The sequence below is a fragment of the Vibrio salinus genome, from assembly GCF_021272385.1.
Taxonomy (GTDB): domain Bacteria; phylum Pseudomonadota; class Gammaproteobacteria; order Enterobacterales; family Vibrionaceae; genus Vibrio; species Vibrio salinus.
Genome location: NZ_JAJSDZ010000005.1, coordinates 1,113,866 through 1,135,630, shown reverse-complemented (window position 1 = coordinate 1,135,630; position 21,765 = coordinate 1,113,866). Strand labels below are relative to the sequence as shown.

19 protein-coding genes are annotated in these 21,765 nt (G+C 44.1%); 10 read left to right on the top strand and 9 right to left on the bottom strand.

The window, feature by feature from the left end; translation table 11 throughout:
- Positions 1 to 137: 137 nt before the first annotated feature.
- Together LRQ06_RS05330 and LRQ06_RS05325 are read right to left on the bottom strand one after the other, a co-directional pair.
- A complete protein-coding gene (locus LRQ06_RS05330) occupies positions 138 to 1,397 on the bottom strand; it encodes an inorganic phosphate transporter (protein WP_232765388.1) in 1,260 nt (419 codons plus the stop codon).
- Positions 1,398 to 1,536: 139 nt separating this feature from the next.
- The gene (locus LRQ06_RS05325; protein WP_232765387.1) at positions 1,537 to 2,217 is read right to left on the bottom strand and encodes a TIGR00153 family protein; all 681 of its coding nucleotides are present in this window, start codon (positions 2,215 to 2,217) and stop codon (positions 1,537 to 1,539) included.
- Between the two features lie 196 nt (positions 2,218 to 2,413).
- Between LRQ06_RS05325 and LRQ06_RS05320 the strand changes: the two genes are divergently transcribed.
- The 4 genes from LRQ06_RS05320 (at position 2,414) to hldE (ending at position 9,938) form a co-directional block, all read left to right on the top strand.
- On the top strand, positions 2,414 to 3,931 hold the full coding sequence (locus LRQ06_RS05320) for a CYTH and CHAD domain-containing protein (RefSeq protein ID WP_232765386.1): 1,518 nt from the start codon (positions 2,414 to 2,416) through the stop codon (positions 3,929 to 3,931).
- A gap of 272 nt (positions 3,932 to 4,203) precedes the next feature.
- Positions 4,204 to 5,460, top strand: a complete 1,257-nt coding sequence (locus LRQ06_RS05315; RefSeq protein ID WP_232765385.1) for a methyl-accepting chemotaxis protein — start codon at positions 4,204 to 4,206, stop codon at positions 5,458 to 5,460.
- A 126-nt stretch (positions 5,461 to 5,586) separates the two neighbouring features.
- Positions 5,587 to 8,433: a bifunctional [glutamate--ammonia ligase]-adenylyl-L-tyrosine phosphorylase/[glutamate--ammonia-ligase] adenylyltransferase gene (glnE, locus tag LRQ06_RS05310; RefSeq protein ID WP_232765481.1), complete on the top strand. Its 2,847-nt coding sequence runs from the start codon at positions 5,587 to 5,589 to the stop codon at positions 8,431 to 8,433.
- Positions 8,434 to 8,507: 74 nt separating this feature from the next.
- Entirely contained in the window at positions 8,508 to 9,938 is a 1,431-nt protein-coding gene (gene hldE / locus LRQ06_RS05305) for a bifunctional D-glycero-beta-D-manno-heptose-7-phosphate kinase/D-glycero-beta-D-manno-heptose 1-phosphate adenylyltransferase HldE (RefSeq protein WP_232765384.1), read from the top strand.
- Positions 9,939 to 10,008: 70 nt separating this feature from the next.
- Here hldE and tolC read toward each other — a convergent pair whose 3' ends face one another.
- Entirely contained in the window at positions 10,009 to 11,325 is a 1,317-nt protein-coding gene (gene tolC / locus LRQ06_RS05300; RefSeq protein WP_232765383.1) for an outer membrane channel protein TolC, read from the bottom strand.
- 232 nt (positions 11,326 to 11,557) lie between these two features.
- On the opposite strand from tolC, the gene nudF reads away from it, so the two are divergent.
- The 6 genes from nudF to parC all read left to right on the top strand — a co-directional run bounded on the left by nudF (position 11,558) and on the right by parC (position 18,432).
- A complete protein-coding gene (nudF, locus tag LRQ06_RS05295; RefSeq protein WP_232765382.1) occupies positions 11,558 to 12,190 on the top strand; it encodes an ADP-ribose diphosphatase in 633 nt (210 codons plus the stop codon).
- Entirely contained in the window at positions 12,187 to 12,618 is a 432-nt protein-coding gene (locus LRQ06_RS05290) for a DUF1249 family protein (protein ID WP_373054808.1), read from the top strand. The genes nudF and LRQ06_RS05290 overlap by 4 nt, the downstream gene beginning before the upstream one ends.
- A 25-nt stretch (positions 12,619 to 12,643) precedes the next feature.
- Entirely contained in the window at positions 12,644 to 13,474 is an 831-nt protein-coding gene (cpdA, locus tag LRQ06_RS05285) for a 3',5'-cyclic-AMP phosphodiesterase (protein ID WP_232765380.1), read from the top strand.
- 1 nt (position 13,475) lies between these two features.
- Positions 13,476 to 14,063 carry an esterase YqiA gene (yqiA, locus tag LRQ06_RS05280; protein ID WP_232765480.1) on the top strand — a complete coding sequence of 196 codons (588 nt, stop codon included), beginning with the start codon at positions 13,476 to 13,478 and terminating at the stop codon, positions 14,061 to 14,063.
- A 205-nt stretch (positions 14,064 to 14,268) separates the two neighbouring features.
- The gene (gene parE / locus LRQ06_RS05275) at positions 14,269 to 16,149 is read left to right on the top strand and encodes a DNA topoisomerase IV subunit B (RefSeq protein ID WP_232765379.1); all 1,881 of its coding nucleotides are present in this window, start codon (positions 14,269 to 14,271) and stop codon (positions 16,147 to 16,149) included.
- A 3-nt stretch (positions 16,150 to 16,152) separates the two neighbouring features.
- Complete coding sequence (gene parC, locus LRQ06_RS05270; protein WP_232765378.1) at positions 16,153 to 18,432, top strand: DNA topoisomerase IV subunit A; 2,280 nt, start codon at positions 16,153 to 16,155, stop codon at positions 18,430 to 18,432.
- Positions 18,433 to 18,469: 37 nt separating this feature from the next.
- On the opposite strand, the gene LRQ06_RS05265 is transcribed toward parC, so the two are convergent.
- The 6 genes from LRQ06_RS05265 to LRQ06_RS05240 form a co-directional block, all read right to left on the bottom strand.
- The gene (locus LRQ06_RS05265) at positions 18,470 to 18,931 is read right to left on the bottom strand and encodes a DoxX family protein (protein WP_232765377.1); all 462 of its coding nucleotides are present in this window, start codon (positions 18,929 to 18,931) and stop codon (positions 18,470 to 18,472) included.
- A 14-nt stretch (positions 18,932 to 18,945) separates the two neighbouring features.
- A complete protein-coding gene (locus tag LRQ06_RS05260) occupies positions 18,946 to 19,695 on the bottom strand; it encodes an HvfC/BufC N-terminal domain-containing protein (protein WP_232765376.1) in 750 nt (249 codons plus the stop codon).
- Positions 19,655 to 20,563 carry an MNIO family bufferin maturase gene (gene bufB / locus LRQ06_RS05255; RefSeq protein ID WP_232765375.1) on the bottom strand — a complete coding sequence of 303 codons (909 nt, stop codon included), beginning with the start codon at positions 20,561 to 20,563 and terminating at the stop codon, positions 19,655 to 19,657. The genes LRQ06_RS05260 and bufB overlap by 41 nt, the downstream gene beginning before the upstream one ends.
- Before the next feature lie 15 nt (positions 20,564 to 20,578).
- On the bottom strand, positions 20,579 to 20,854 hold the full coding sequence (locus LRQ06_RS05250) for a BufA1 family periplasmic bufferin-type metallophore (protein ID WP_232765374.1): 276 nt from the start codon (positions 20,852 to 20,854) through the stop codon (positions 20,579 to 20,581).
- A gap of 83 nt (positions 20,855 to 20,937) precedes the next feature.
- Complete coding sequence (locus LRQ06_RS05245) at positions 20,938 to 21,132, bottom strand: zf-HC2 domain-containing protein (RefSeq protein WP_232765373.1); 195 nt, start codon at positions 21,130 to 21,132, stop codon at positions 20,938 to 20,940.
- Positions 21,129 to 21,764: an RNA polymerase factor sigma-70 gene (locus tag LRQ06_RS05240; protein ID WP_232765372.1), complete on the bottom strand. Its 636-nt coding sequence runs from the start codon at positions 21,762 to 21,764 to the stop codon at positions 21,129 to 21,131. Before LRQ06_RS05240 ends, LRQ06_RS05245 begins: the two co-directional genes overlap by 4 nt.
- Between the last annotated feature and the right edge of the window lies 1 nt (position 21,765).

Genomic DNA, 21,765 nt, shown 5'->3' with positions numbered 1-21,765 from the left:
AAGATTGCGTTTTTTAGGTTTGCGCAAATAGTAAAAATTTTCGACCTTCGGTGCAACAAAGAAGGGAGGCTATGCCTCCCTTTCTTTTGAATTGAGTCAATAATCACATCTTATTGACATTAGATTGACGAATCAACCTAGATAAATAACTTTTCTAAGATGAAATAGAAAACGACCGCAAGTAATGCACCGGCAGGTAATGTAACAATCCAGGAAGCAACGATGTTACGTACAACACCCAGGTTCAGCGCAGCAATACCACGTGCAAAACCCACACCAAGCACAGCACCGACAAGCGTCTGAGTGGTTGAAATCGGAAGACCGGTACCGGAGGCAAGGACGACAGTACAGGCAGTTGCCAGCTGAGCGGCGAAACCACGACTTGGTGTCAGTTCTGTGATGCCCGTTCCGACGGTTGCCATGACTTTGTGACCCAGCGTTGCCAGACCGACGACAATCCCTAATCCGCCAAGAGGAAGAATCCACCATGCGATAGAACTTTTTGCCGCGATTTGACCCAGATTCTCAACCGTTGATACTACAGCTGACAAAGGACCGATGGCATTGGCGACATCATTCGAACCGTGAGCAAACGCCATAGCACAGGCAGTGATAACCATTAATACGCTAAAGATGCTTTCGACACCGGTAAAGTTACCGTTGTGTTCTTTGTTTGAAAAACGTTTCTGAATATAAAGGTAACCACCAACCATAATGATGGCGGAAAAAATAACGGCACTGATCCAGGCTTCCGTGTTAGTCAAATGCAGACCGACATGCTTCAGCCCTTTTTTAATGGTAACCAGTGAAATCACCATGGTGGTAATGAACATGTAGACAGGAACAAAGCGTTTGGCATTTTCCAGTGGATTTTCGGTATCAAATATCAGTCGTTGTGCGCTGATAAATATTGCATACGCGAAAAGACCGGAAATCAGAGGCGTGATAATCCAGCTTCCCACGATTCCCTGTACCGAGTGCCAGTCTACGGCATCTGTGCCGACCGTCACACAGGCAAAACCAATGATGGCACCGATGATAGAGTGTGTGGTGGAAACAGGCCATCCCATATACGAGGCCAGAAGCAGCCATGTGCCGGCCGCCAGAAGAGCAGACATCATGCCGAAGACTAAGATGTCGGGGTGGGCAGCGAAGAGAGATGTTTCAATAACGCCTTTACGAATGGTGTCAGTTACTTCACCGCCGGCAAGATATGCGCCAGCGAATTCAAAAATCATTGCTATCAAAATAGCTTGTTTTACAGTCAGAGCTTTAGAACCAACCGATGTTCCCATGGCATTCGCTACGTCGTTCGCGCCAATACCGATCGCCATCAAGAAACCAAAAGCAGACGCTGTAAGAATCAGGATTAGGCCATAGTTTGCAAGGATATCCATCGTAATACCTAGTTTTTTATAACAAGCGGAGCAAAACACACAAATTTTGAACAGAACAAAGCTTTGGCACATAAATTTTGTGCCAAAAAGTTTTTTGTATTTTGTTAATGCCCTTAGTTATTGTATTTAAAGTTAACTACTATGAGCGCGAGAGCATTAACTCTAATCGTGCGCCAACGCGTTGAGCCTGATCGGCAATACCACCAATCCACTCAAAAATCTTATAAATAAAGATGACATCAATCGGATTATATTCAGATTCAATCGACATCAGCATTTGTCGTAATTCAATTTGCATGTTGTCGGTATCGTCTTCAATTTCATCTAACTGATGAATCATTTCCGCAACCAATGTGACTTCGCGGCCTTTAAAGCCGGTTTCAAGCAGCTCATCCAGTTCACTGATGACTTTTTGTGCCTGAGTGGCTGCATCAAGACAACGTATGACATAGTGGATGAATTTTTCCTGAAGAGGTTCAGGAATCATCAGCTGACGACCGTAAACACGGCCAGCAACATCTTTCGCTAAATTGGCTAATTTATCCTGTTGAGTCAGCAGTTCCAGCATGTCGGAACGATCAACCGGTAGAAATAACCCGCGAGGCAATTTCAGACGGATTTCCCGCTTAAGCACATCGGCTTCTTTTTCTAAGTGAGAAATCTGAGATCGGATTTCGGATGCTTTTTCCCAGTCGCCTTTGAAGGAAACTTCAAAGAAATTAATGAGATGAGAGCAACATTCATTGACACACACAACGTGTCTTTGCAAAGGCTTTATTGGGGACTTTGCAAATAACCCCATAATTGTATTCATTGGCATGGTTCTTCAACCCACTATAACCTAAAAAAACATGTACCTGTTGGTAAGATGCTGAACATGGCTATAAAGGCGCGCATGTTAACCCATTAACTCGATCATTAAAACCGTTTTAGAACATTAATAACGTGATATTTCTTTCTTGCTCCAATACGAATATAGCAATATCCTGTCGTTATCTGTTACTAAAGGCATCATTATGGAAACTGAGATAGAACTTAAGTTTTTTGTTTCACAAGATTATTCATCGATTTTACAGCAAAAAATTTCCGGATCGAAAGTTCTTCAACACAGTTGTCGTCAATTAGGTAATACTTATTTTGACACAGAGGATAACTGGCTTCGTCAGCATGATATCGGTCTTCGTATCCGGCGTTACGATGACGTATTTGTTCAGACAGTAAAGACATCCGGCCGGGTTGTTGCCGGTTTGCATCAACGACCGGAGTACAATGCAGAACATGACAGCAATGAGCCAAATCTTTATCTGCATCCTGATGATATCTGGCCGGAAGGGCGAGATAAGGAACAACTTCAGAAACAACTTATTCCAATATTTGCCACTGATTTCATAAGAGAGCAGTGGCTTATTTCTATGCAGGATGGCAGTCAGATAGAAGTTGCGTTTGATAACGGCGTTGTTGTTGCCGGAGAGTCTGAAGAACCCATTTGTGAAGTGGAACTGGAACTGAAATCCGGTCAGACGGATGCGTTGTTTACATTAGCGCGTTCTCTTAGTGATAATGGTGGAGTCAGACTGGGGAATCTGAGTAAAGCAGCACGGGGCTACCGGCTGGCTAATGGCCATACAGGAGATGAAGTCCATTCTTTAAGTCTTGTCGATACATCACACTCGGATAGCGTAGAAAACTGCTTTATCAATACACTGGAGCATGCGCTATCACACTGGCATTATCACGAACAGATCTATGTTGAACAGGAAAGTATTGATGCCCTCAGAGAAATCAGCCACGCCATTACTTTTATTATCAGAACATTAACGGTTTATGAGACGATTATTCCGCGCCGTGCAAGTACTATACTGAGACAAGAGTTAAGATGGATTGAGCAGGAACTGGCCTGGTTAAACCCTTATGATCGGATTGATAATCTGTTAAAAGATAGGGGGTGTGCATTACGCAAACTGGATGCGCGGAAGTTTTTGATCGCCGAACTGAAATCATTACAGGAAACGTATCCGGATCGCGAAGCCGTTCTTAAATTTATTCACTCTTCCCGCTATATGGCTTTATTGCTTGACCTGAGCCGGTGGATTCTTGCCAGAGGCTGGCAGCCGTTTATTGACGATAAATCGTTAGAACACTTAAACAGTGGTGTTAATCCATTTGCCTGTGAGCAGCTCAGTAGTGCCTGGATTGAGCTAAAAGATGCTTTTCCTATCGAGAAAGTGCTGTCTGCCGAGGCTTATATTCAGCAGCAGGAATGTTTAGCCAAAAACTTGTACACCGGTATTGGCTTTGCGTCTTTATATGATGAGGAAGAAAGAAATTCATTTCGTTTACCCTGGGCGGATTTGCTACAGGGAATCGATGATCTGCTGACTCTGGAGCCTCTTAAAGCACTGACAGAAAAGTTAGAAGCCGAGGAAAAAGAGCAGTTGGAAAGATGGATTGCCCGTCAGGAAAACTCCATTTTGCATGCGATGGAGCAAACCCGTGCCATCACCGCTTCCAATTCGCCATATTGGCATGAATAATCGTTTGTCCTCCCGCAAATTCCGGGAGGATATTTTATTTATTTTCAAGAAAAAATCATTTCTGCCGAAAATTGTTTTTATGAAGTCTGTAATTGTTTAATTACCCGCAAATTATATATATTAGTAATTGCTTTTTGACCTCAGTAGTAATTTTCGGGCAATAATCCTTTCAATAATAGTTAATTCGTATACTGTACGTTTTACAACATAAAACAATAAAGAATACTCATTTGTGAGATAGGTAGTAAATAATAATAAGGGGGAACAATCCAATGGTTCAGATGAGATTTAGACCATGGGAAAAAATAATCAGCAATGTAAGGCTGAAACCAAAAATCATTTTACTTATGGTACTGAGTACCTTGTTGTTGGTAACAAAGCAGCTTTGGGACGCAAGCACTTTTTATCACGTTTTGTTGTCGGTCACCAAGAGTGCGGATATCGCACAAAAATATTATGACGATTATCTGGTAACCATTGTCTGGCAGACAATGGTTATGATTGTTGTCTTTGTTGTCGTGTTACTTACTGCGGCGAATATTATGCTGAGACAGATGAAATTTATCACATCGGCTATTGCTAAAATTTCCGATGGTGATTTTCGTGAACCGGTTAATATGGCCAGCAAAGATGAGTTTGGTGATATCACCAGAGAAATTGAAAAAACGCGCAGTAAGCTGAAAGATCTTATTGTTCTTCAGCATGACAGCTCTCAGGAACTGACGTCTTTGACGGAAGTAATGACACTCAGTATGTCCGAAACCCGGGAGTCCGCACAGGAAGAGTTTCAAGAAATTGATAGTCTGGCCACAGCAATGAACCAGATGGCAACGGCCGTTCATGTCGTTGCTGATCATGCACAGCAGGCATCGGAACTGACAAAAGATTCGTCGGGCCGGGCTCAGCAGGGGCAGGATTTTGTCCAGAAAACGATCGGGAAAATGAGCGAACTGTCCGATGATATTGCTCAGTCTGCCGGTGCTGTTAATCAGGTAGAAGAAAGAGTTGAAGCTATTGGCAGCGTGGTCGGAACCATTCAGGGTATTTCAGAACAAACGAACTTGCTGGCTCTGAATGCGGCCATTGAGGCTGCAAGGGCCGGTGAAGCCGGACGGGGATTTGCGGTTGTTGCGGATGAAGTCCGTAATCTTGCACAAAATACTCAAACGGCCACGGTCGAAATTCAGGAAATGATTACTCAGCTGCAGTCCAGTGCCGGATCGGCGGTAGACTTGATGGAGAAAAGTGTGGTCAAAGCAGCTGATGGCGTTGAATTAGTAACCAATGCCGGTAACGAATTAAGCGGCATTGTTGAACAGGTTCAGCAGATCAATGAGATGAATTTTCAGATAGCCTCTGCGGCAAATCAGCAGCGGACGGTTGCAGAAGATATGGGTGAAAACCTAACCAACGTAAAAGAATTGGTTGAGGCATCGGTAACGGTGGTCACTGAGCTTCTGGAAACATCGGAAATAATGCAGGAAAATGCAGAGAGTCTGGATAAAAAGATTAATGCTTTTTCCGTGTGATTTTTCATTAAGTTAAGGGATAGCGCTCACGGTTACTAACGTGAGCGTTTTTTATTTCAGAGAATTTGTTATAACTAGTCTAAGTTAAGTAATGCAATCCTGCTCTGTAATGCCAAAGGAAGAATGATGCAGTTACCCGCCGAACTTATTTCTGTTTCACAGGCAAACTATCGGAAGCTTTCTGAGTTATATCCGGATCTGACCTCATGGCCAGCGGTCCGAATGACAGAACTCAAGTATTTGCTGGGTATAAGCCAGTTTATCATGGATGCTTTATCAAGAGATGAATGCCTGGCTGAGCAGCTTCCTGTTCTACTGGGATCCGAGGAAAGGTGTTCTGCTTACCGAACTGAGCTAAATCAGATGCTCAGTCAATGTGGTAATGAAGCCGATGGTTTTCGGATGCTGCGCCGGTTCCGCAACCGGGAAATGGTTTACATTGCATGGCGGGATTTTCTGGCAGGCTGGTCTTTACAGGACAGTTTCCGCCATTTGTCTCAGTTGGCGGAAGCCATGATCTTTGAAACCTACCAGTGGCAATACCGTTTATGTTGCCAGGAATATGGAACGCCGTGTAACGCGAATGGTGATGCTCAGCCCATGTTGATCATTGGCATGGGAAAACTGGGCGGTGGTGAACTTAATTTTTCCTCCGATATCGATTTGATTTTTACCTATCCGGAAAACGGCGAAACTCAGGGAGTCAGACGTACCATTGCTAACCCGGTCTTTTTTACCCGGCTCGGGCAGCGGATTATCCGGAGCTTAGAACAGCAGACGGCGGATGGTTTTTGCTACCGGGTAGATATGAGACTCCGGCCTTTTGGTGACAGTGGTCCGCTGGTGATGAGTTATTCAGCGATTGAAGATTATTACCAGGAACAGGGGCGGGACTGGGAACGTTATGCCATGGTTAAAGCCAGAGTCATGGGACGGGAGATGTATCCGGCATATCAGGAGTTGAGACAGATGCTGCGACCCTTTGTCTTTCGTCGTTACATTGACTTCAGCGCCATTCAGTCTCTGCGAAGAATGAAAAGCATGATTCAGAGTGAAGTTCGACGGCGGGGGCTGGTCAATAATATTAAGCTAGGGGCTGGTGGTATCCGGGAGATTGAATTTATCGTTCAGGTTTTCCAGTTAATTCGCGGAGGCCGGGAGCCTTCGTTGCGTAACAGAGGATTGCTGGAAACACTGGATGCTGTAGAGAATCTCGAGCTGTTAGATTCCAGAGATGTGAAACAGTTACGTGATGCTTATTTTTTCCTGAGACGTCTGGAAAATCTGCTGCAGGCTCTGGGTGATAAACAAACACAGACCCTGCCAACCGACGCTGTGGAGCAAATGAAGCTGTATACCGCTGTGGGATTTTCTGACTGGCAGGCGCTTGAAACCGAAGTCAGGCAACATATGCAGGCGGTTAACTCGGTATTTTCTCTGCTGATTGGTGAGGAGGATGAGCATCAAGAGAAAGATGTCCCTTTGGGTTATCATGAAATGTGGGATCGGGCTGAATCAACCGAATGGGTACAGGATATTTTAGGGGGGGATCTGGCTTTTTCTCATGCGGAACCCTCAGCCCGGCATATTACTGATTTTAAATCCGGATTATCGAAAAAAACGCTGGGTCCGAGAGGCCGTGATGTACTTAACCGTATTATGCCTAAAATACTGAAATCAGCACTGGAGCATGAGGATGCGGAATTTGGTTTACCCCGGGTTCTGACGCTTATTCAGAATATTGTTACCCGTACAACGTATTTAGAATTGCTCGATGAAAATCCGGGGGCATTAACTCAGTTAGTCCGGTTATGTACTGCCAGCCCGATGATATCGGAACAGTTAACCCGGTATCCGATTCTGCTTGATGAATTAATTGATCCTGCCCAGTTATACAACCCCATTCCTCTGGAATCCTATCAGTCTGAATTACGGGATTATCTTGCCCGGATACCGGAAGACGACATGGAGCAGCAGATGGAAGGGCTTCGGCAGTTTAAGCAAATCAGTCTGCTCAAAGTGGCCGCGGCAGATATTGCAGGCGTCTTGCCCTTAATGAAGGTGAGTGATCATTTGACGTATCTTGCTGAAGCGATGATTGATTCGGTGGTCAAACTGGCGTGGAAACAGGTGACGGAAAAGTATGGTCAGCCGCAACATTTAACGCATCGGGAGGGATTGGGTTTTGCTGTGGTGGGGTATGGTAAAATCGGAGGATGGGAATTAGGTTATAATTCTGACCTGGATTTGGTGTTTCTTCATGACTGTCCTGATAATGTGTATACCGATGGAAAGAAACAGATTGACGGTCGGCAGTTCTATATCCGGCTGGTTCAGCGAATCATCCATATTTTTTCTGTAAGGACGTCTTCAGGAATATTGTATGAAATCGATACCCGGTTGAGGCCTTCGGGTTCAGCCGGTCTGTTAGTTTCCTCCGTTAATGCTTTTGCCGATTATCAGGAGAATGATGCCTGGACATGGGAACATCAGGCATTAGTCCGGGCCCGTATTGTGTTTGGCGATGAACAGATACAGCAGCGCTTTTCTGAAATCAGAAAAGACATTTTATGCTCAAAAAACCGCGAAACTTTGAAGACGGACGTGATCAGTATGCGTCAGAAAATGCGGGAACATCTCGGTGGCAAAAAGTCCGGACGTTTCATGCTTAAGCAGGACGCCGGAGGCATTACGGATATTGAGTTTTTAGCCCAGTATCTGGTACTGAATTTCAGTCATGATAAACCATCGCTAACAAAATGGTCTGATAATATCCGGATTTTTGAATCTTTAGCTCAGGAAGGTGTCTTGTTAAAAGAACAGGCCGAGCAGCTGATTTCGTCCTATACCTTGCTACGGGATCAGATTCACCGACGTAATTTGTTAGGGCTGGACGCGGATGTCAGTGAGGATAAATTCGTTCAGGAAAGACAAGCCGTCACGGATGTCTGGAATCAATGGCTGGCGCAATGATTTTTGCCCTTAATGGCTCTGTGATAGTATTAGTCCCGACTATGGGAATAAAATGAAAAAGTTGGAGAAAAAGAATGAAACCCATTCTGCCTGATTATAACCAAGCAGGAGTTTTAATTGTCGGCGATGTCATGTTGGATCGCTATTGGTATGGTCCTACCGGGCGCATTTCTCCTGAAGCGCCCGTCCCGGTTGTAAAAGTTGAGAAAAATGAAGAACGTCCCGGAGGCGCGGCCAACGTTGCAATGAACATTGCTTCTTTAGGTGGAAACGCTCATATCATAGGCCTGACCGGAGAAGATGAACCGGCTCAGGTTCTGGAACAGAAATTAACTTCCCTGAATGTTCACTGCAATTTTGTGTCATTGCCCGATTATCCGACCATTACAAAACTTCGGGTGTTGAGCCGTGGTCAGCAACTTATCCGTCTGGATTTTGAAGATCGGTTTGAGAATACGGACGCTGAATTGATTCTGTCACGTATGGAGAATACGTTACCGAATGTGAAAGCGGTTGTTTTGTCTGATTATGCGAAAGGTGCTTTGGAGCACGTTCAGGCATTCATTCAAAAAGCCCGTCAGTTTAAAGTACCTGTGTTCATAGATCCGAAAGGTGCTGATTTTGAGCGCTATCGTGGTGCCACACTATTAACACCGAATATGTCTGAATTTGAGGATGTGGTCGGGAAAGTCAATTCTAATGAAGAATTGGTGGAAAAAGGATTGGCGCTTATTGAGCAATATGAATTTGATGCTTTGCTGGTCACCCGTAGTGAGCATGGTATGACGCTGCTGAGAAAAGGTCAGCAGCCATTTCATCTGCCGACTCAGGCAAAAGAAGTTTACGATGTCACCGGTGCCGGAGATACGGTTATTTCAGTTTTAGCCTCATCGGTTGCGGCCGGGAAACCTCTGGATGAAGCTTGTGCATTAGCCAATGCGGCTGCCGGGGTCGTCGTTGGTAAAGTTGGTACGTCAACCGTATCGACCATTGAATTGGCAGAAGCCGTTCATGGTAGCCGGGATACCGATTTTGGCGTTATTTCAGAAGAAGCATTGATTGATGTAGTGAAAAAAGCACAGGCTGCCGGAGAAAAAGTGGTCATGACGAATGGGTGTTTTGACATTCTTCACGCAGGGCATGTGTCTTATCTTAATCACGCTTCTGAGCTCGGAGACCGGTTGATTGTTGCAGTGAATTCGGATGAATCCGTAAAACGTCTGAAAGGTTCCGGCCGGCCGGTGAATACAACTGAGCGGCGGATGGCGGTATTAGCCGGATTAGGCGCTGTTGACTGGGTGGTACCGTTCAGTGAAGATACTCCTCAGCGGTTAATTGCAAGCGTGTTACCAGATTTATTAGTGAAAGGTGGCGATTATCAGCCAGAAGAGATCGCCGGTGGTAAAGAAGTTATTGCAGCCGGAGGTGAAGTGAAAGTGCTTAATTTCGAAGATGGTTGTTCTACCACTGAAATCATTGAAGCAATTAAAGGTGGAAAAGGTTAATTCACCCTAAGAAAATGCCAGCAGTTTGCTGGCATTTTTTATGGAATTCAAACAATAGACAGTTAATTGTTTACTGTTTTTTTAATCCGGCATTGATTTCAAGAATATCCTGCTCACTGAGCGTTCCGACCGCTGCTTTCAGATTCAGGCGCGCCAGAATATAGTCGTAACGGGCATTAGAAAGACTTTTGTTTGAGTCGTAAAGACGCCGGGTTGCATCCAGTACATCCACAATGGTCCGGGTTCCGACTTCAAAGCCTGCTTCTGTCGCATCCAAAGCCGATTGTGCAGAGATAACCGATTGGTGATAAGCCCGGATGGCACCGATAGAGGCATTTATATTGTTGGCGTAAGCACGGACATTTTTAACCACACTGCGGTAAGTTTGTTCTAGTGTCTGGCTGGCTTCTGAAAAAGCGAATTTGGCCTGTTTGGTTTCAGAGACTACTTTGCCACCATGATACAGTGGTATGGACAGATTGATTCCAATATTGGCTGAGTGATCCGGATCATAGTAAGAGGACAATGAATTATCATCTTCATGTTCATCGTAATAATCGTATCCGGCACTTAAGGACAAAGTAGGCAGGTGTCCTGAGCTGGCTAAGCGAATATTGTCTCTGGCAATATCCAGTTCAATTCTTGAGCTTAACAATGATAAATTCTTTTTCTGAGCCTCTTTTAGGAGAGCATCGATACTCTGGCTTATTTTCCCGGCTGAGAAACGTTTTGTATCCAGTGGACTCAGGTTTTTGTGTTCCATTCCGGTGATTTCCCGGATGGATTCATAGCTGTTAATAACATCATTTTCAGCCAGAACTTCACTGGCAAGAACACTATCATACTGAGCCTGAGCATCGTGTACGTCGGTAATGGCCGACAGACCGACGTCGAATCGTTGTTTGGTTTGCTCCAGTTGACGTCCAACTGCTGCTTTTTCGGCTCTGACAAAAACCAGATTGTCTTTGGCTCTTAGTACTTCAAAGAATGCCTTTGCTACCCGGAGGATCAGATCCTGCTGGGAAGCGGCATATTGTGCATCCACTTCACGAGCTTTTTTCTCTGCGGTTTCTAAATTAACCCAGCTGGCACGGTTGTATAAAATCTGAGTTAAAGAGGCGCCAGCGGTTACTCTATTACTGTCTCCGGCATTATAATTGTCAAAGCGGGTAACATTGTATCCGGCAGAAAGGTCTATTTGTGGTAACAAATTCGCTCTGGTGGAATTAATTGCTTCGAATGCCGCTTCTTTTTGTGCTTCTGCTTTTAGTAACTGTGGGTCATTTTGTTTTGCTTCATTGTAGATATCTGATAGCGTATCAGCCCATGTACTAAAACAAAGACCACCTAAAGTAAAGCTGATAAGGATGGGAAGCAGTTTTTTCATTTGATATTTACCTGCAGTGTCGGAAAATTCACTTATTACTGACTGAGTTCATAGAAACTGTATGCTATTTACTCAAAAGAGTGAAATTATTTTTTAAATTATGCTTCTAATGAATAAGCACATTAAAATGTGTTTTAACTTTTTTTATAAATTTTATAAAAAAAGTTGAATAAACCCTTGGCGAAAAGACAAAGACGTGATTAGATCTTCCGCCTGTTTAAGGAGAGATAGGATGCAACAATCGGATAAAAGTTTCGATGTGTTTTCAAAAAAAGATATTGAAATTCTGAATAAAGAAACATTGTTCTCTGGTTTTTTCAAAATGATTAAGTATCGCTTTAAGCATAAAAAATTCAGTGGTGACTGGAGCGATGTCCTGGAAAGAGAAATGTTTGTCAGAACCAGGGCATCAGCAATGATCCCTTATGATCCGATGACTGATAATGTGGTTCTTATTGAACAGATCCGGGTAGGCGCGTTAGAGCATCCTCACCCCTGGCAGCTTGAAATTGTCGCAGGTATTATTGATAAAGACGAATCGCCGGAAGATGTGGTGAGGCGTGAAGCCTTCGAAGAAGCCGGGCTTGATGTGAAACGCGTCGAAAAAATTACGGCATATTATCCATCATCCGGTGGTTGTAATGAAATGCTGGATGTTTTTGTTGGTGAAGTGGATTCATCAAAAGCGGGTGGCATCCACGGTCTGGATGAGGAAGGTGAGGATATCAAAGTTCACATTATGTCTCGTGAGGAAGCCTACGAACTCGTCAAAAATGGAAAAATTGAAAACGGGGCATCAATTATTGCTTTACAATGGCTCGAATTAAACAGAAATGAATTAAAGGATAGATGGCAGGAATCATGATACAGAAGCCGTATCACGTTGATCTTCAGGAATTGATGCGTGTGTATGAAACCAATTATGCAAAGCTGAATGCGTTACTGCCTTCACGTCCAAGTAAGGATGATGTCAGGTGTTACGAAGCGGCTGCAATGATGTATCAGTTACAAATAGAAGAAGTGACTAAATACACAACTTTAGTCACAATCTGTCAAAGTGATGAATTTTCTGTTTTTCCATTGCCTACAATGTCTGTCAGACTATACCATGATGCTCGGGTTGCTGAAGTGTGTAAAGCGGAGCAACTTCATCAGGTTAGGGCAAAATACGAATATCCTAATAACAGAATGGCGCAGAAAGATGAAAAAGCTCAATTGAACCGTTTTCTGGGTGATTGGCTTACATTCTGCTTAAAGCACGGAATTAGTCGAACACCGATTAATGTTGGGTAGTGATTGAATTTTAGTAGGACAGTTGATGTCAGACAGCATTTCTATAGAGGCAGAGAAGAATAACTGCATAAAACTACTACAGATAACCGACACACATCTCTTTGTTGACGATGACGGTAGTTTATTGGGCGTGAATACGACCGAAAGTTTTGCTGCTGTTGTGGAGGCAATTTTAGAAAAGCCGATTGATTTTAGTGCAATTCTTGCAACAGGTGATATTTCGCAGGATCACACTCAGGAGTCTTATCAAAAGTTTATTCAAGGAATTAAACCATTAAAAAAAACGTGTTTTTGGTTACCGGGAAATCACGATTACCGCCGGAATATGGCATCAGCATTACCAGCACCGCAAATCAAATGTGTGCCTCATATTCTGGCTGGGGATTCCTGGCAGATCATTCTTCTCGATTCTCAGGTTGAAGGTGTTCCCCATGGTCATCTTAAGCCAGAGCAGTTGACGTTACTTGACCGGTTACTGAGTGAGTATCCGGAAAAACATGCACTTGTGTTAATGCACCACCATCCGGTATTTGTGGGTAGTGCCTGGTTGGATCAACATGCACTAAAAGAGAACCATAACTTCTGGCAGGTTGTGGCAAAACACAAACATGCGGTGAAAGCGGTGGTTTGTGGTCACGTTCATCAGAATATGGATAAGATTGTTGATGGTATACGGGTTATTGCAACACCGTCTACCTGTGTCCAGTTTAAACCTGAGAGTGATGATTTTGCTTTGGATCTGTTGTCACCGGGGTGGCGGGAGTTTCGCCTTTTTGATGATGGCTCAATAGAAACGGAAGTCAAACGTCTTGCAAACGGTCAGTTTCAACCGGATTTTTATGCCGGCGGTTACTGATATGTGCGACCGGCCTTCGTTGCTTATTTATTTACACGGTTTTAATAGTTCCCCTCTTTCACATAAAGCCCGGGTGATGGCTCAGTATTGCCAACAGTACCGGCCTGACGTTAAGGTACTGGTACCGCAGTTACCTTCTTTCCCTGAACAGGCTGCCAATGAACTTCAGGCGTTGTTTTCTCAATATGCTTCCCAGTACCGGATTGGTGTTATCGGAAGCTCTCTGGGGGGGTATCTGGCGATATGGATTAACAGCCAGTTTCATTGTCGTGCGGTTGTGGTAAATCCGGCAGTGAAACCCTATGAATTATTGAATGACTATCTGGGTGAACAGGAAAATCCTTATACGCATGAACGCTATGTTCTTAAAGATAAGCATATTAATGAGTTAAGAAAACTTGATATTCCTGAACTAACCTCTCCTGATGATTTCTGGTTGTTACAACAAAAAGGCGATGAAGTGTTAGACTACCGGCAGGCTGTTTCCAAATTCGGGCATTCTCAATGCACTGTGGAAGAAGGTGGTGATCATAGTTTTGTCAATTTTGAACGCTATGCTGCGGATATTATCGATTTTCTTAAGTTATGAGATGTCTGTTTTCCGGCATTTTTTATATTCATAAATGTTTCAAACCTCTTCGCAAAACTTGACAGAAGACTGCCTGTCAATAAGTATGTTTCTTTTATGATTTCACGATAAAGAATATAAGATTACGACTTATTTGGTTTTTCTGGGCCATGAAATCAATAAACCAGACCATTTTGATCATTGATTGAGATAAGTATTCCAAACTATGAGTGAACAATATAACGCAGGAGCCATTGAGGTTCTTAATGGTTTAGAGCCTGTACGCCGACGACCTGGAATGTATACCGATACAACCCGACCTAACCATCTAGGCCAGGAAGTGATCGATAACAGTGTCGATGAAGCGTTAGCCGGGTATGCCACAAAGGTGAAGGTCATTCTTCATAGTGATCAGTCCTTAGAAGTAACGGATGATGGACGGGGAATGCCCGTAGATATTCACCCGGAAGAAAAAGTTTCCGGTGTTGAACTGATCCTATGTAAATTGCATGCAGGGGGTAAGTTTTCCAATAAGAGTTATCAGTTTTCCGGTGGTTTACATGGTGTGGGTATTTCTGTTGTTAACGCTTTATCCAAACGCGTTGAAGTAACCGTTCGCCGGGATGGAAATGTTTATGATATTGCGTTTGAACAGGGTGATAAGGTTTCGGACTTAACCGTGACCGGAACCTGTGGCAAACGTAATCGTGGTACCAGTGTGCATTTTTGGCCGGAAGCCAAATATTTTGATTCCGCTAATTTTTCTGTTTCCCGTTTGATTACCAATTTAAGAGCGAAAGCGGTTCTGTGTCCCGGTCTCGAAGTTATTTTCGAAGATAAGGTCAATAATAAAGACTATCGCTGGTTCTATGAAGATGGTCTGAAAGATTATCTGATCGAAGGTGTTAAAGGGTTTACGTTATTACCGGAAGATCCATTCACTGGCGATTTTTCAGGCGACACAGATACCGCAACCTGGGCGGTAACCTGGCTACCGGAAGGTGGTGATTTATTAACGGAAAGTTACGTCAACCTGATTCCTACTCCTCAGGGAGGAACGCATGTCAATGGTTTGAGACAGGGCTTACTGGAAGCCATGCGCGAGTTCTGTGAATTTCGCAATTTATTGCCCCGGGGAGTGAAGCTTACCGGTGATGATGTTTTTGAGCGTTGTTCTTACATTCTTTCCATAAAAATGCAGGACCCTCAGTTCGCCGGGCAAACAAAAGAGAGACTGTCATCCCGTCAGACTGCCGGCTTTGTTTCAGGAGTGGTAAAAGATTCATTCAGTTTATGGCTTAATGAACGACCTCAACAGGCAGAATTATTGGCGGAAGTTTGTATTGCCAATGCTCACCGGCGCATGCGTGCCAGCAAAAAAGTGGTACGTAAAAAAGTGGCATCAGGTCCCGCTTTACCCGGCAAGTTAACCGACTGTACCGTTCAGGATCTGTCCCGCACAGAATTATTTCTGGTGGAAGGGGATTCGGCCGGTGGTAGTGCCAAACAGGCCAGGGATCGTGAGTTTCAGGCTATTATGCCGCTTAGAGGTAAGATTCTGAATACCTGGGAAGTGGCTGCGGATCAGGTTCTGGCTTCTCAGGAAGTTCATGATATTTCAGTGGCGTTGGGTATCGATCCTGATACCGATAAACTGGATAATCTTCGTTATGGTAAAGTGTGTATTCTGGCTGATGCTGACTCTGATGGGCTTCATATCGCGACGCTTCTCTGTGCTCTGTTTACCAAGCATTTCCGTAAGCTGGTTGAAGGTGGTCATGTTTATGTGGCGATGCCGCCTCTTTTCCGTATTGACTGTGGAAAAGAAGTGCATTATGCCCTTGATGAAGCCGAAAAAGCATCTGTATTAGAGAGACTCAGTAAGAAAAAGGCGAAGATTAACGTACAACGATTCAAAGGTCTGGGGGAAATGAATCCGCTTCAGTTGCGTGAAACCACGATGGACCCCAATACCCGCCGGCTGGTTCAGCTGACGATCGATGATACTGAAGCAACAACAGAAATGATGGATATGCTTTTAGGTAAAAAACGTGCAGATGACAGACGTTCATGGCTGCAGAGCAATGGCGATCTGGCAGAGGTGTAATGCATGACGAGTGAGATTAATTTTGATGGAGTGGAACAGTTACCACTTCGTAAATTTACAGAAGAAGCTTATCTGAATTATTCCATGTATGTCATCATGGACCGGGCTCTTCCTTATATTGGTGATGGATTGAAACCCGTTCAGCGGCGTATTATTTATGCCATGTCTGAACTTGGTTTGTCTGCAGCGGCAAAATACAAGAAATCAGCGCGTACCGTTGGCGATGTGCTTGGTAAATATCATCCTCATGGCGATTCTGCATGCTACGAAGCGATGGTGCTGATGGCTCAACCCTTTTCGTATCGTTATCCGCTTGTGGACGGGCAGGGTAACTGGGGGGCTCCGGATGATCCTAAGTCATTCGCTGCGATGCGGTATACCGAAGCCAAATTATCGAAATTTTCCGAAGTATTACTGAGTGAGTTAGGCCAGGGAACGGTTGAGTGGCAACCTAACTTTGATGGCACAATGAAAGAGCCGCTAATGCTACCAGCCCGGCTTCCTCATATTTTGCTGAATGGTGTTACCGGTATTGCTGTGGGTATGGCGACAGATATCCCGCCTCATAATGTTCGTGAAGTAGCCAATGCAGCCGTTCACCTGATTGATAATCCGAAAGCTACCATTCATGATGTCATGGAATACGTTCAGGGGCCTGATTATCCGACCGAAGCTGAAATTATCTCGCCACGCGCTGATCTGGAAAAAATGTACCGGACCGGGCGCGGTTCAGTGAAGATGAGAGCAACCTGGCACAAAGAGTCCGGCGATATTGTGATTACGGCACTGCCACATCAGGTGTCCGGAGCCAAGCTGCTTGAGCAGATAGCCAGTCAGATGCGGGCGAAAAAACTGCCAATGGTTGAAGATTTACGTGATGAATCCGATCATGAAAATCCAACCCGTATTGTTATTGTGCCACGTTCTAACCGTATTGATTGCGATGTTCTGATGAACCATTTGTTCGCTTCGACGGATTTGGAGAGGAATTACCGTGTCAACCTGAATATGATTGGGCTGGATAACCGTCCTCAGGTGAAAGGTCTGGTTGAGATTCTTTCCGAATGGATTCAATTCAGACGTTCTACTGTTCGTCGTCGTCTACAACATCGCTTAGATAAAATACTTGCCAGACTGCATATATTAGAAGGTTTGCTGGTTGCTTATCTAAATATTGATGAAGTAATAGAGATCATTCGTAATGAAGAGGATCCTAAAGCCGAATTAATGAAGCGCTTCGAACTGACTGATATTCAGGCTGATGCTATTTTAGATACTAAGTTACGTCATCTGGCTAAACTCGAAGAGATGAAAATCCGGGGTGAACAGGATGAGCTTGAACAGGAACGTAAGAAACTGGAGCAGTTACTCGGTTCTGAACGACGTCTGAATACGTTGATCAAAAAAGAAATTCAGGCTGACGCAGAAAAATATGGTGATGAACGTCGTTCGCCCTTAGTTGAAAGAGCTGAAGCACGGGCTCTGACGGAGAGGGATCTCATCCCGAGTGAAGCCATTACGGTTGTCCTTTCTGATAAAGGCTGGATTCGTCATGCGAAAGGTCATGATGTCGATTGCGCCGGGCTGAATTACAAATCCGGTGATAAGTATCTGGCTCATGCATGTGGCCGGAGCAATCAGCAGGCGATATTCTTTGGCAGTGACGGACGTTGTTATTCACTTGAATCGCATACGCTGCCTTCAGCCCGAAGTCAGGGAGAACCGATTACCGGACGTTTGAATATCTCCGAAGGCACTCAGGTGAAAAAAGTCATTATGGGTGAAGATGAGGAATTGTGGTTGGTTGGTTCTGATGCCGGTTATGGCTTTATATGCAAAGGGGCAGACTTTTTGTCGAAAAACCGGAGCGGAAAGGCGTTAGTAAATTTACCGGCTAACGCGGAGCTTCTTGAACCTACCTCCATTAATGATCTCGAATCCGACGAAGTCATGGCTATTACCAGTCAGGGGCGGATGTTGCTGTTCCCGCTGAGTGAGCTGCCTCAGTTAAGTAAAGGGAAAGGCAACAAAATTATTAACATTCCGTCAGCGAAGGCAAAAGCCCGTGATGAAATTGTGTCTCATCTGGTAGCAGTTCCTCAGGGAGCGTCAGTTACATTGTTTGCAGGGAAACGGAAGCTTTGTCTGAAATCTAATGACTTAGATAATTACCGGGGAGAACGTGGTCGTCGTGGTGGCTTGTTGCCAAGAGGTCTGCAAAGAGTGACAACAATTGATATTGAGCAGGTTGAGAAACCGGAGACCGACCAGTCATCGTCATAAATCATGGCGTTGAGGTTTTGTTCTGAACTTAAAAGGGTCACGCTTGTGACCCTTTTATTTTGGCATCAACAGAGAGGTTTCCCGCGCCTTTTAACATCAGAAACCCACAAACAGATAACCAGGTCAGGTGGGTGGCATAGGCATCCGGATAAACAAAAATCTGAATGACCAGTGTCATGATGGCAAGAGAGAAAGCAGAAAAGCGGGTAAACAGACCCAGAATCAACAGTATTGGGAAGAGATGTTCAGCGGCGGTTGCCATGTACGCCGCAATGTGAAACGGAATGATGGGCAGTGCGTATTCGTGCTCGAAAAGAAAAAACGTGGTATCGCTGATTTTCGGTATTCCCAAAGAAAAATCCCCATTGATAATATTCAGTTTGAATCCTTCCACTTTTGTCTGTCCTGAAAGCCAGAACACACAGGCCAGACTCAGGCGGCCCAGTAAAAGAACAAAGGATTCGATGGCTGGCTGGTAACGCTGGGGTATGAACATCATGATGACAGTCCTCCTCATTGAATTGAGACAAAAAGTGGTTTCTGGATGATACTTTGAAACGTTGGTATCCATTCTTCCTGTGGTAAATGTTCTGTTGCTTGCGAAAGTATTTCGCCTTGTTGAAGTGTTTTTAGGACAATCCATTCATTGTGACTGACAGTATAGAATGTTCCCCACAGCTGGTTTTTGCACAGAACTATCCATTCATTTTCAAACCAGTTGACTGACTTGTCTGATTCAGGGTTACCGGAAATCGATTTGTACAGCGTTCCAATACGATAATCCGATTTAATCAGTTGTACATTTGATGCTAGTTGCCAGTGAGTTTGTTCTGGTGGAAGGGACAGATTATCCAGTTGGCTTGCGATATCTTCTGCTGTCAGGAGCGTGGCTTCCTTTTGATTGGTGAGCTGGAGAAGCTGGTACTCCAGATCCGCAAGTTCTGAAAGATAGGGATAATCAGCCAGTTCAGCTTGTCTGGCAATAAGAGTGGCAAATTGGTGGCCATACTCGCTTAAGACCGGACCTGATGGGGGAGCAGTGCTTATATAAAGATGGCAGAGTGCCTGAAAGCATTCTTCACCGACCATCTGCCGTGTTACCGGAAAAATTTCCTGCATTGCGGCAGAAAGAGAATGAAACACGTTATTTTTATACACGGATAAACGTGAGCGCTTTTCTGATGGTGTTTTACCCTTGATGACCTTCAGAATGTCTTTTGCATTATATTGAATATGTTGCGTTAGCTGATGCTGTATCGGCATAAGAATTCCTTAGCAATGTCATGATTCGGTCTGCTTCCTGAGCCTGATCTTGGAGCTGATCAAATACGGGAAGGTTACTGTCCCACTCTATTAGTGTTGGTATGAGACGGGAACCGGACTGAACCTGCCGGTACAACTCCCATACTTCAGAGGAAACGGGAGCATTGTGTGAATCGATTTTTAATGGAATATTTTCGTTTTCATCGAGTGTATATCCCGCCAAATGTATTTGTTCGACATAACCTAACGGGAATTGTGCCAAGTAATCTCTGGCGCTACAGCCATGATTAAAACAGGACACTTCAACATTATTTACATCCAGTAATAACCGGCAGCCGGTTTGTTTTGCAATTTGGTTAAGAAATTCCACTTCGGAGTAATCATTTTGTTCAAACTCGATATAAGTTGAAGGGTTCTCAAGTAAAATGGTTCTCTGTAGTACCGACTGAATCTGATCAATGTGCGAACAGACCCGATTCAGAGTCGTTTTGGTATAAGGCAAAGGAAGTAAGTCATTAAAATAATGATCAAAGTGACTGGACCAGGCGAGATGTTCAGAAAAAACGATAGGATCGATTCTGTTGACTAGCTCTGTAACTTTTTGCAAATGATCCAGATTGAGAGGTTGTTCTCCGCCAATAGATAAGCCCACACCATGGATTGTCAGGGGATAATCTTCACGGATTTTATCCAGATAATATTTAGCCGGCCCTCCGGCAGATAAATAATTTTCCGCATGAATTTCGAAAAAACCGACATCGGGACTTTCATCAAGAATGTGTTGATAGTAGCAAGGTTTCAGACTGACGCCGGTGTTGTCCGGGAAATGCAAGGGCACGTCAGTGCCCTTTGAAATGGATGACAGCATGGTGACCACCTGAGATTAAAATGCTTTTAACTGACCATAGCTGGTTGGCGATGTCGGTGATTTCATTTCAACACATTTTCCTTTCGGTACTAATTTCCAACTGTTGCCCTGATAATCTGTTTTTGCGGTGCCCGCACAAGAGGTGCCCGGGCCGGCAGCACAATCATTTTGTCCAGCCATGGCAACGCCATAACATTTTTCTTTTCCGGCTGCCTGTGCAGGCAATGCTGCAGCAGATAAAGCGACCGCAGCGGATAAAGCAAGTGCAATGTTAGATTTAGATACGCTCATATATTTCCTCACTCATATTATTGGTTTGTGCATTTATAAGACGTAACTGACCGAAAAGTTCTTACACTAAAAAATAAAAAAAATTATTCATTGTCATCTGATGTGGGATTTTTAAGGTAACATTTTGATATAAAGCGAATTTCTTTCATTTGATGACCGAATTTACGACATGCAGGACACATACTTATGTGCACGCCCAGTGACATTTGTTCTTTTAAGGAAAGATCTCTGTCCTGCTTTTCCGACAGGAGTTGAGTGGCCTGCTTACAATTCATCATGATTGATCCTCCTGCAAATACCAGTTGTTTTCCAGGCACTCTCTTAACTTTAACCGGGCCCGGTAAAGGGTGACATTAAGCTGATTTACAGATAAATCTTCGTTTTCACAAATTTCATTCGTATCCAGCTCCAGAAATTCTCTCATCATAAAATAACGGCTGTACCGGGCGGGCATGTGGTTTAAACAAACGTCAAAGACACGCCAGAAATGGCTATTCTCGACGCCCAAATCCGGTTGTTCCCAGTGAATGGGTTTTTGTTCTTTGTGCCAGTGGCCTCTTTGATCAAAAAGAAACTCAATTAATTCATCGCCATGTAAGCCATCACCATCTTCAAGCTGACTGGCGGAGGTGAGTCGGTTCTCTTTACGAAGCAGATCGATAAGTTTGTTTTTCAGAATGGAAAATATCCAGGTTTGAACGGCGGCCTTACGCTCAAATTTTTCGATATGCTGATAAGCTGAAATTAATGATTCTTGAACAGCATCTTCTGCCAGTTGTTCATTTCTTACCTGAATTAAAGCAAACTTCATCATTTTCTGTCGTAAAGAATGCATGAAGATTTTATCCTGAAAAATTTCAGCTTGTCCGGAATTAATAGTTTGTTGTGCAGTTGCGGTTGTTGCATTCATG

Excerpts from the sequence above, each read along its gene's own strand:
- LRQ06_RS05330 (WP_232765388.1), bottom strand. The coding sequence starts at position 1,397 with ATGGATATCCTTGCAAACTATGGCCTAATCCTGATTCTTACAGCGTCT.
- LRQ06_RS05325 (WP_232765387.1), bottom strand. The coding sequence starts at position 2,217 with ATGCCAATGAATACAATTATGGGGTTATTTGCAAAGTCCCCAATAAAG.
- LRQ06_RS05320 (WP_232765386.1), top strand. The coding sequence starts at position 2,414 with ATGGAAACTGAGATAGAACTTAAGTTTTTTGTTTCACAAGATTATTCA.
- LRQ06_RS05315 (WP_232765385.1), top strand. The coding sequence starts at position 4,204 with ATGGTTCAGATGAGATTTAGACCATGGGAAAAAATAATCAGCAATGTA.
- glnE (WP_232765481.1), top strand. The coding sequence starts at position 5,587 with ATGCAGTTACCCGCCGAACTTATTTCTGTTTCACAGGCAAACTATCGG.
- hldE (WP_232765384.1), top strand. The coding sequence starts at position 8,508 with ATGAAACCCATTCTGCCTGATTATAACCAAGCAGGAGTTTTAATTGTC.
- tolC (WP_232765383.1), bottom strand. The coding sequence starts at position 11,325 with ATGAAAAAACTGCTTCCCATCCTTATCAGCTTTACTTTAGGTGGTCTT.
- nudF (WP_232765382.1), top strand. The coding sequence starts at position 11,558 with ATGCAACAATCGGATAAAAGTTTCGATGTGTTTTCAAAAAAAGATATT.
- LRQ06_RS05290 (WP_373054808.1), top strand. The coding sequence starts at position 12,187 with ATGATACAGAAGCCGTATCACGTTGATCTTCAGGAATTGATGCGTGTG.
- cpdA (WP_232765380.1), top strand. The coding sequence starts at position 12,644 with ATGTCAGACAGCATTTCTATAGAGGCAGAGAAGAATAACTGCATAAAA.
- yqiA (WP_232765480.1), top strand. The coding sequence starts at position 13,476 with ATGTGCGACCGGCCTTCGTTGCTTATTTATTTACACGGTTTTAATAGT.
- parE (WP_232765379.1), top strand. The coding sequence starts at position 14,269 with ATGAGTGAACAATATAACGCAGGAGCCATTGAGGTTCTTAATGGTTTA.
- parC (WP_232765378.1), top strand. The coding sequence starts at position 16,153 with ATGACGAGTGAGATTAATTTTGATGGAGTGGAACAGTTACCACTTCGT.
- LRQ06_RS05265 (WP_232765377.1), bottom strand. The coding sequence starts at position 18,931 with ATGATGTTCATACCCCAGCGTTACCAGCCAGCCATCGAATCCTTTGTT.
- LRQ06_RS05260 (WP_232765376.1), bottom strand. The coding sequence starts at position 19,695 with ATGCCGATACAGCATCAGCTAACGCAACATATTCAATATAATGCAAAA.
- bufB (WP_232765375.1), bottom strand. The coding sequence starts at position 20,563 with ATGCTGTCATCCATTTCAAAGGGCACTGACGTGCCCTTGCATTTCCCG.
- LRQ06_RS05250 (WP_232765374.1), bottom strand. The coding sequence starts at position 20,854 with ATGAGCGTATCTAAATCTAACATTGCACTTGCTTTATCCGCTGCGGTC.
- LRQ06_RS05245 (WP_232765373.1), bottom strand. The coding sequence starts at position 21,132 with ATGATGAATTGTAAGCAGGCCACTCAACTCCTGTCGGAAAAGCAGGAC.
- LRQ06_RS05240 (WP_232765372.1), bottom strand. The coding sequence starts at position 21,764 with ATGAATGCAACAACCGCAACTGCACAACAAACTATTAATTCCGGACAA.